A 7,560-nucleotide genomic window follows, 5' to 3' on the forward strand; every position below is an offset into this window, starting at 1 on the left:
ATAGCTTTAAATCCGCTTTCCTTTGACTGCAACATGAGCATAACTTTGACGATGGATAAAACCGGTCTACTTGACGTAATTCAATTCCATATTCCTCACATTTCGTCAAAAGCCACGTTTTAAAAGCAAAAAAAGACTGCTTGGCAATTGTTTTAGATAAATGTTTATTCTTCATCATACCTTTCACATTCAAATCTTCCACTGTAATAAACGTTGGCTTGGTTTTCACCACATTCGTTACAATAGACTTTACATACTCTATTCGAATATTCGCTAATCGAGCATGCAACTTTTGCACTCTAAGAACATTTTTATCTATATTCACTCTTTTATTAGTAACAGATTTTTCACCTCTCTTTTTTAGATTTTCAAATTTACGTGCTAAAGAGCGTTGTTCACGTTTTAACCGTTTTTCTATCTTTTTTACTTTCATTGTTTTGTTGATGTTTTCATGAACGATCCCATCGCTACGTGTAGCAAAATCCTTCACTCCTAAATCAATCCCTAGACCTATTTTATTGAGTGCTAACTTTGTTGCCATTTCTTCCAATTCGCAAAGTACAGATACAAAATATCTTCCTGCTCTTTGATATACTGTGCCACTTTTTACAGTTGCATTTTTAGGGATATACCCATATTCTTTTAACCTTACCCAACCAATTGTGGGGATTTTTACTCTATGCCTTTCTACTGTCCAATCTGTTTTGTTGTTTTTCGGAAAGTAGCACTTCACATCTTGCTTCTTCTTTTTTTTATATCGTGGAAATTTAGATAAACCTTTAAAAAATCGCTTAAAAGCTTTATCTCCATTCATAATCGCTTGTTTTACCGCTTTGCTCGACACTTCTTTAATCCACTGGTCACACTCTTTTGTATGAATGTTGTTTAGCCATTTGGAAAAGTCATAGCCACTAAGAAATTTCCCCTCCGACTCATATGCCTCTTTATTTTTAGAGATATACAGGTTATATACATATCGACACACCCCAATAGTTTGACGGATTTTACTAACTTGTTCAGTTGTCGGTTTGATTTCTATTAAATATGCTCTTTTCATAAGTCTCCATCCTCCGACATTTTCTTTTTGTATTTTCTCAACCCATATATTCTACAGCTAAATACATGAATGATAGATATTAAATCCTGAACAAGTTCTTCTTGAATACCCATATATTCCTTATACTGTTCTTCTGTATAGTATCTTCTTCCTTTTGGGTTTCGGTAAGCAGGTAAAACACCTTGATTGTCCCACCTTTGCAATGTCTTAACAGAGACATTAAGCATTTCTGAAAATTCTTTTGGTTTATATTGTTTCATAATTACTTTTTACTATATACGCACATTTTTGTTTACTGTTTCTTTCTCCTCAGATGAATTCACCCTTTATGTAACGTCTATATTAGTTAGCAATTCACTTTTGGAATACTATTCTTTACTTCTATTTTCGCATACAATTATGTTTTTCAAACATTAAAAAACGCAATGCCTCGTTTATCTTAGAAACGAAACACTGCGTTGATCACAATTTATAGAAAAACATTTAATAAAATTTGGAGCGGGTGAAGAGAATCGAACTCTCGACCAGAGCTTGGAAGGCTCTTGTTTTACCACTAAACTACACCCGCAAATATGAAATAAATATAAGATATTAGAATAACTTATGTAAAGTAGTATAGCATGTTAAAAAAACGGAAGCAAGAATTTTATCGAAAAAAGTCGAAAAAGTGATGAGTAGCTCATCACTTTTTCAATTCTTTATCAATCGCCTTCTTCATACTATCGAAATCAGGGTTTGCAAGATTTCCGTTTATGTATACTGAAGGAGCACCTTGAACTTTTAATTTTTGAGCACGATCTGAATCTTTACGTACTTTTTCTTTTATTTCTTTACTGTGTAAATCCTTCTTAAATTGTTCTACATTAACTTTCGGAAGCTTCTCTTTCACAATGTTAAGAAGTAATTCTTCTGTAATCCACTCTTCCGTGTCTTTCTTTTGACTTTGATAAATCTCATCATAGAAAGTCCAGAATGAATCTTTATCTTGTTTATAAATTGCTTCACCAGCTGCTGCGCCTAAATCAGAGTCTTTTCCGATAAACGGGAAGTTAATAAAATATAACTGCACTTTACCTTTATCGATATACTCTTCTTTTAATCGTGGTAATACTGTTACATCCCAAGTACGACACGCAGGACATTTGAAGTCTCCAAATTCAACTACCTTAACTGGTGCATCATCTTTCCCTAAAGATTGTTGTGTGGAATAAGCAAACATCTCATTCCCTTTATCTTTTTTGTCATTTATGATGCTATAAGCAATCGTTCCGATTACAATCAATACTGCGATAGAAAAAACTATACCAAGAGCCATGAGTTTATTTGATTTCATATACATTCCTCTTTAAATTCATATTCTGTATACAGCATTGTACACAATACACATAATATCAACACTTATATACGTCACGCAATGAACACGCTCACATAAATTACAAAAATACAATAATTGTGACGATATTGTGTCACAATTTGTCACAATTTATTCAAAAAAAAGAAGCTCCTATGTAGGAACTTCCTTTAGCTTACTGCTTTTTCACGCGCGTTATTTAACATCGACTGCTCTGTTTTGATATCATGACGAATTACTAACTTCTCACTAACTGCTTGCACATACTCATCATGATTGATATAGCCTTCTTTCTCCATCAATCTCAAAACGACATTTCGTCTCTCTACGGCCTTATCATAATTTTGTGCAGGTGAGTAATAAGCAGGTGCCTTTACTACAGCAGCCATCATTGCACTTTCAGCCAGCGTTAATTGGCTTACTTTTTTACCAAAGTAAAGGTTTGCCGCTTTTTCAATTCCCCATGCTCCTTCTCCGTAATAAATATTACTTACATACAATTTTAAAATTTCATCCTTCGTAAATGTGCGTTCAATTTTTTTCGTATAAAAAATCTCTTTCCACTTACGAGAAAATGTACGTTCATTTGTTAAAAAAGCATTTTTGGATAACTGCTGTGTAATTGTGCTTCCGCCTTGCACAACACCACCAGCCTTTATATTCTCAACAGACGCTCTGACAATCGCTATATAATCTAAACCATTATGATGATAAAACCTTTTATCTTCTGTCGCAATAAATGCATGTGTTAATGATTCTGGCACCTCTAACTTAGCCGGTACATGTAATTTACTAATATCACTTTGCTCGATCATTACATTTCCAACGAATAATAACGTACAACTTAACAATAATAATAAAATAATGGCTTTATAAAAGAATTTAGTCATTGGATTTAATGCAACTTTTTGATGATAGTTCACCCTAGATAATACTCGTTCTTTCATCTTGAACACCTCTTTTCCACACAGCATATAACTCTTACTTTAAGAATACCTTGTTGCAAAAAAACATCCCATCGATTTCTCTTACACGTACCTTACATCATTGTAAGGTATAAAGTGAAACCTTAATCAGCCCCCACCAATCGGGCTGTCCGGCAAATAGCGGGGTAAAAAAGTATTGTATCACAGTCTTTTTTTATCTACTATTCATCTGAAATATTGAATATATATTATGCTAAACCAATAACAGAGTATACCTTAAGCCTATACTTCTCTATTAAAATATCCTATTTTCATTATATCATCTACAAATATATATATTTGTAAGTATCTAGTAATCTAAATGTATACAATATATCATACATTATACAGAACAAACGTTCTTTAAATCAATACTAGCACTATTATTATTTTGACCTTTTTCTTAAACAGTATACAAAAAAGAGTAGTGATTTGATTGTATCTCAAACCAGCTACCCTTTTCTTTACAATCTACCTATTAAATTATAAGGCTGCACTCCCCACGTTTCGTACGGAATAAAATGTGTCGCTCTCATCGCATCAAGCGTTCTGGATTTCATATGAGGACGCGTTACGTACTCATCTATGTTCTCTTCATTTAAAGCAACAAATTTAGCCTCTTGTATTTCTTCAGGCTGAATTTGTATTTCACCGCTCACATATGCGACTTTAAAAACAACAGATAAAATATGCATAGAAGCATTATAGTAAACACCTGTAACTCCAAGCGGCTTCACAGTTAAACCCGTCTCCTCAAACACTTCCCTACAAACTGCTTGATCGAGCGCTTCGCCTTCTTCCACCTGTCCTCCTGGCAACTCCCACGTATCCGCTCGCCAATGTACTTTAGCCAATAACACTTCACCTGTTTCATTTGTTAAATAGCCTGCTACAGCAACGATATGCTTTGGTGTTTTATGTTCCATATTAAGCCTCCTAGCAATAATGAATATTTCACATATCCCTATAAGCATATTCCCTGTCTACAACAAAATCCCTTTACTCATTCATCATCTTAATTAACTTCACAAAAAAAGCCCCCTATCCGTTAAACGAACAGGGGCTTCTATCGTATTATTCTCCTAAGTCTACGTTGTGGTAAACTTGTTGCACATCTTCTAGGTCTTCTAATGCATCAACCATTTTTTCAAATTGTACTTGAGCATCTTCAGGAAGTTCTACATCACTTTGTGCAAGCATTGTTAATTCTGCAACTGTGAATTCTTCAACACCAGCATCTTTAAGTGCAGATTGTACAGAATGGAATTGATCCGGTTCAGCATACACGATAACAGCATCTTCTTCTTCAAGAATGTCACGTGCATCTACATCTGCTTCCATTAAAATTTCAAGAACTTCATCTGATGTTTTACCTTCAAGACCGATAACAGCTGTCGCATCAAACATGTAAGCTACAGAACCGTTTACACCCATGTTACCACTGTTTTTGCTAAATGCAGCTCGTACATCTGCTGCAGTACGGTTTACGTTATTTGTAAGTGTATCTACAATTACCATAGATCCATTTGGTCCGAATCCTTCATAACGAAGCTCGTCATAATTTTCTTCTGAACCGCCTTTTGCTTTTTCAACTGCACGATCAATAATTGTTCTTGGTACATTGTATGTTTTCGCACGTTCTAATACGACTCTAAGCGCTTGGTTTGATTCTGGATCTGGCTCACCTTGTTTTGCTGCCACATAAATTTCACGTCCAAATTTCGCGTATATACGGCTTGTATTTGCATCTTTTGATGCTTTTTTATCTTTAATATTATTCCATTTACGACCCATACTTTCCACTCTCTTTCCCGTTTTAAATCTACATAAAAATATTAATATGAAATATAATGTGTATTCAACACATTTTTAAAAGAAATATAAAAAGTTCATTTTTGATTCATATTACAGACATAATATAAATCACTATCATTTTGTTCTTTCGACAAGTTATATTATACATGAATTCCTACGTTTATTACGAATTTTAGAAGCACATAGTATAATTTAACAAAAAAGACGATATCAATTTCCATAATATTCCTATGATCACTTTCTATCGTTGTATAATAAAAATAGGGAAAAATTTGAAGGGAAAATGGGGGGAGAAGTATGACACATTCAAATGAGAAAAAAGCACATGGCCTTAAAGGAATTGGTGAGAAGTTAAACCCAACTATCTATCAAGTAAGATTCATGAAATTAGATGAACCCATTCAATTTGAGTCGTTTCCTGAATTAAAGGAATTAGGAGACTGGTTAAGTACTTCAACGTACATGTGGGCGTGCCACTCAACTATGTATAAGTACAACAGAGAAGAGTTTGAAAAGAAGTTTTTAGAAATTACAAAATTAACAGCTGATAATGTGCTAATATCTACTGGTGGTGTCGGATTTAATTTCATGTCACCGGGCTGGAGAAATTCTCTCTAGAGTAGAGTACTCAAAGAGAATATTGTATAGAATACCGGAATTAAAAGGATAAAAATGAATGTTTGTTTTTATCCTTTTAATGTTTCCGAACACTTTTTGTGCCTATTTTGTCACGCGAAGAAAACAAAAAAACTCTATACAGTTAGTATAGAGTTTTTTTACGCCGTTCATGATACCGATGGTCGGGGTCGAACCGACACTCCCGAAGGAACACGATTTTGAGTCGTGCGCGTCTGCCAATTCCGCCACATCGGCACAAAAGAAAAGGCGGCAACCGGATTTGAACCGGTGATAAAGGTTTTGCAGACCTCTGCCTTACCACTTGGCTATGCCGCCATATTAAATTATATTGGAGCGGAAGACGGGATTCGAACCCGCGACCCCAACCTTGGCAAGGTTGTATTCTACCACTGAACTACTTCCGCAAAAATGGCTGGGCTAGCTGGATTCGAACCAGCGCATGACGGAGTCAAAGTCCGTTGCCTTACCGCTTGGCTATAGCCCACCGAATTCTTACTTAATTATATGTAAGTATCCATTAGATTATTTGTAATTTTTAAAATAAAAATGGGGCGACTGATGGGAATCGAACCCACGAATGCCGGAGCCACAATCCGGTGCGTTAACCACTTCGCCACAACCGCCATGTTGTGTAAATATATTTGGCAGGGGCAGTAGGAATCGAACCCACACTGGAGGTTTTGGAGACCTCAGTTCTACCTTTAAACTATGCCCCTATGTAAATATGGTGGAGGGGGGCAGATTCGAACTGCCGAACCCGAAGGAGCGGATTTACAGTCCGCCGCGTTTAGCCACTTCGCTACCCCTCCGAAACTTACATGGTGCCGGCTAGAGGACTTGAACCCCCAACCTACTGATTACAAGTCAGTTGCTCTACCAATTGAGCTAAGCCGGCATATTTTATTAAGATAAATGGTGGCTCGGGACGGAATCGAACCGCCGACACGAGGATTTTCAGTCCTCTGCTCTACCGACTGAGCTACCGAGCCTTATTAAAATGGCGGTCCCGACCGGGGTCGAACCGGCGATCTCCTGCGTGACAGGCAGGCATGTTAACCACTACACCACGGGACCATTTGGTTGCGGGGACAGGATTTGAACCTGCGACCTTCGGGTTATGAGCCCGACGAGCTACCGTGCTGCTCCACCCCGCGATAATACTATTCATATAATTTATATGGTGGAGGATGACGGGATCGAACCGCCGACCCCCTGCTTGTAAGGCAGGTGCTCTCCCAGCTGAGCTAATCCTCCAAAGTGGTGACCCGTACGGGATTCGAACCCGTGTTACCGCCGTGAAAGGGCGGTGTCTTAACCACTTGACCAACGGGCCAAATATTATAAATCCTATGGCGGAGAGCAAGGGATTCGAACCCTTGATACGCTTGTGACGTATACACGATTTCCAATCGTGCTCCTTCGGCCAGCTCGGACAGCTCTCCAATGGCTCCGCAGGTAGGAATCGAACCTACGACCGATCGGTTAACAGCCGATAGCTCTACCGCTGAGCTACTGCGGAATAATATTGCCTGGCAACGTCCTACTCTCACAGGGACAAGGTCCCAACTACCATCGGCGCTAGAGAGCTTAACTTCCGTGTTCGGTATGGGAACGGGTGTGACCTCTCTGCCATCATTACCAGACATTATTCTTTTGAGACAATCATTATTATAACTTATTAAATTTAAAAGTCAACAAGTTTTTTATGTTCTCTCAAAACTAGATAACATTGC

General features: G+C 37.2%; 7 protein-coding genes, 16 tRNA genes and 1 rRNA gene. 1 reads left to right on the forward strand and 23 read right to left on the reverse strand.

The genetic code is table 11. The features are described from left to right. From K5S59_RS14815 to K5S59_RS14845, 7 genes are all read right to left on the reverse strand, one after another. Positions 1-1,057, reverse strand: a 1,057-nt coding sequence (locus K5S59_RS14815; RefSeq protein WP_220784061.1) for an RNA-guided endonuclease InsQ/TnpB family protein, incomplete at its 3' end; no start/stop codon positions are given. Beyond that, entirely contained in the window at positions 1,054-1,317 is a 264-nt protein-coding gene (locus tag K5S59_RS14820) for a MerR family transcriptional regulator (protein ID WP_000816200.1), read from the reverse strand. The genes K5S59_RS14815 and K5S59_RS14820, both read right to left, overlap by 4 nt. 234 nt (positions 1,318-1,551) lie before the next feature. Beyond that, positions 1,552-1,625, reverse strand: a tRNA-Gly gene (locus K5S59_RS14825). 114 nt (positions 1,626-1,739) lie between these two features. Beyond that, positions 1,740-2,390 carry a DsbA family protein gene (locus K5S59_RS14830; protein WP_000841315.1) on the reverse strand — a complete coding sequence of 217 codons (651 nt, stop codon included), beginning with the start codon at positions 2,388-2,390 and terminating at the stop codon, positions 1,740-1,742. 188 nt (positions 2,391-2,578) lie between these two features. Continuing rightward, on the reverse strand, positions 2,579-3,355 hold the full coding sequence (locus tag K5S59_RS14835; RefSeq protein WP_000664703.1) for a transglycosylase domain-containing protein: 777 nt from the start codon (positions 3,353-3,355) through the stop codon (positions 2,579-2,581). A 482-nt stretch (positions 3,356-3,837) separates the two neighbouring features. Continuing rightward, on the reverse strand, positions 3,838-4,299 hold the full coding sequence (locus tag K5S59_RS14840; RefSeq protein ID WP_120449454.1) for an NUDIX hydrolase: 462 nt from the start codon (positions 4,297-4,299) through the stop codon (positions 3,838-3,840). A gap of 148 nt (positions 4,300-4,447) precedes the next feature. Continuing rightward, entirely contained in the window at positions 4,448-5,167 is a 720-nt protein-coding gene (locus K5S59_RS14845; protein ID WP_000532956.1) for a YebC/PmpR family DNA-binding transcriptional regulator, read from the reverse strand. 318 nt (positions 5,168-5,485) lie between these two features. Between K5S59_RS14845 and K5S59_RS14850 the strand changes: the two genes are divergently transcribed. Beyond that, complete coding sequence (locus K5S59_RS14850; RefSeq protein ID WP_120449451.1) at positions 5,486-5,806, forward strand: DUF3884 family protein; 321 nt, start codon at positions 5,486-5,488, stop codon at positions 5,804-5,806. Positions 5,807-5,979: 173 nt separating this feature from the next. Here K5S59_RS14850 and K5S59_RS14855 read toward each other — a convergent pair. The 16 genes from K5S59_RS14855 to rrf form a co-directional block, all read right to left on the reverse strand. Then, positions 5,980-6,061, reverse strand: a tRNA-Leu gene (locus K5S59_RS14855). Positions 6,062-6,071: 10 nt separating this feature from the next. Then, positions 6,072-6,142, reverse strand: a tRNA-Cys gene (locus K5S59_RS14860). A gap of 14 nt (positions 6,143-6,156) precedes the next feature. Further along, positions 6,157-6,231, reverse strand: a tRNA-Gly gene (locus K5S59_RS14865). 5 nt (positions 6,232-6,236) lie between these two features. Next, positions 6,237-6,311: transfer RNA gene (locus K5S59_RS14870), tRNA-Gln, on the reverse strand. A gap of 63 nt (positions 6,312-6,374) precedes the next feature. Continuing rightward, positions 6,375-6,450, reverse strand: a tRNA-His gene (locus tag K5S59_RS14875). Positions 6,451-6,469: 19 nt separating this feature from the next. Further along, positions 6,470-6,543 (reverse strand) — tRNA-Trp (locus K5S59_RS14880). 9 nt (positions 6,544-6,552) lie between these two features. After that, a tRNA-Tyr gene (locus K5S59_RS14885) sits at positions 6,553-6,636 on the reverse strand. A gap of 10 nt (positions 6,637-6,646) precedes the next feature. Next, positions 6,647-6,722, reverse strand: a tRNA-Thr gene (locus K5S59_RS14890). An 18-nt stretch (positions 6,723-6,740) separates the two neighbouring features. Beyond that, positions 6,741-6,816, reverse strand: a tRNA-Phe gene (locus tag K5S59_RS14895). 9 nt (positions 6,817-6,825) lie between these two features. After that, positions 6,826-6,901, reverse strand: a tRNA-Asp gene (locus K5S59_RS14900). A gap of 3 nt (positions 6,902-6,904) precedes the next feature. Beyond that, positions 6,905-6,981 (reverse strand) — tRNA-Met (locus tag K5S59_RS14905). A gap of 24 nt (positions 6,982-7,005) precedes the next feature. Further along, a tRNA-Val gene (locus K5S59_RS14910) sits at positions 7,006-7,081 on the reverse strand. 4 nt (positions 7,082-7,085) lie between these two features. Continuing rightward, positions 7,086-7,160, reverse strand: a tRNA-Glu gene (locus K5S59_RS14915). 17 nt (positions 7,161-7,177) lie between these two features. Next, a tRNA-Ser gene (locus K5S59_RS14920) sits at positions 7,178-7,269 on the reverse strand. A 2-nt stretch (positions 7,270-7,271) separates the two neighbouring features. Next, positions 7,272-7,346, reverse strand: a tRNA-Asn gene (locus K5S59_RS14925). Between the two features lie 8 nt (positions 7,347-7,354). After that, positions 7,355-7,470: ribosomal RNA gene (gene rrf / locus K5S59_RS14930) — 5S ribosomal RNA — on the reverse strand. Positions 7,471-7,560 lie beyond the last annotated feature (90 nt).

The organism is Bacillus sp. BML-BC051 (assembly GCF_019656175.1).
Lineage (GTDB): Bacteria > Bacillota > Bacilli > Bacillales > Bacillaceae_G > Bacillus_A > Bacillus_A mobilis.

Coding starts and splice junctions, on each gene's coding strand:
- K5S59_RS14820 (WP_000816200.1), bottom strand. CDS start 1,317: ATGAAACAATATAAACCAAAAGAATTTTCAGAAATGCTTAATGTCTCT.
- K5S59_RS14830 (WP_000841315.1), bottom strand. CDS start 2,390: ATGAAATCAAATAAACTCATGGCTCTTGGTATAGTTTTTTCTATCGCA.
- K5S59_RS14835 (WP_000664703.1), bottom strand. CDS start 3,355: ATGAAAGAACGAGTATTATCTAGGGTGAACTATCATCAAAAAGTTGCA.
- K5S59_RS14840 (WP_120449454.1), bottom strand. CDS start 4,299: ATGGAACATAAAACACCAAAGCATATCGTTGCTGTAGCAGGCTATTTA.
- K5S59_RS14845 (WP_000532956.1), bottom strand. CDS start 5,167: ATGGGTCGTAAATGGAATAATATTAAAGATAAAAAAGCATCAAAAGAT.
- K5S59_RS14850 (WP_120449451.1), top strand. CDS start 5,486: ATGACACATTCAAATGAGAAAAAAGCACATGGCCTTAAAGGAATTGGT.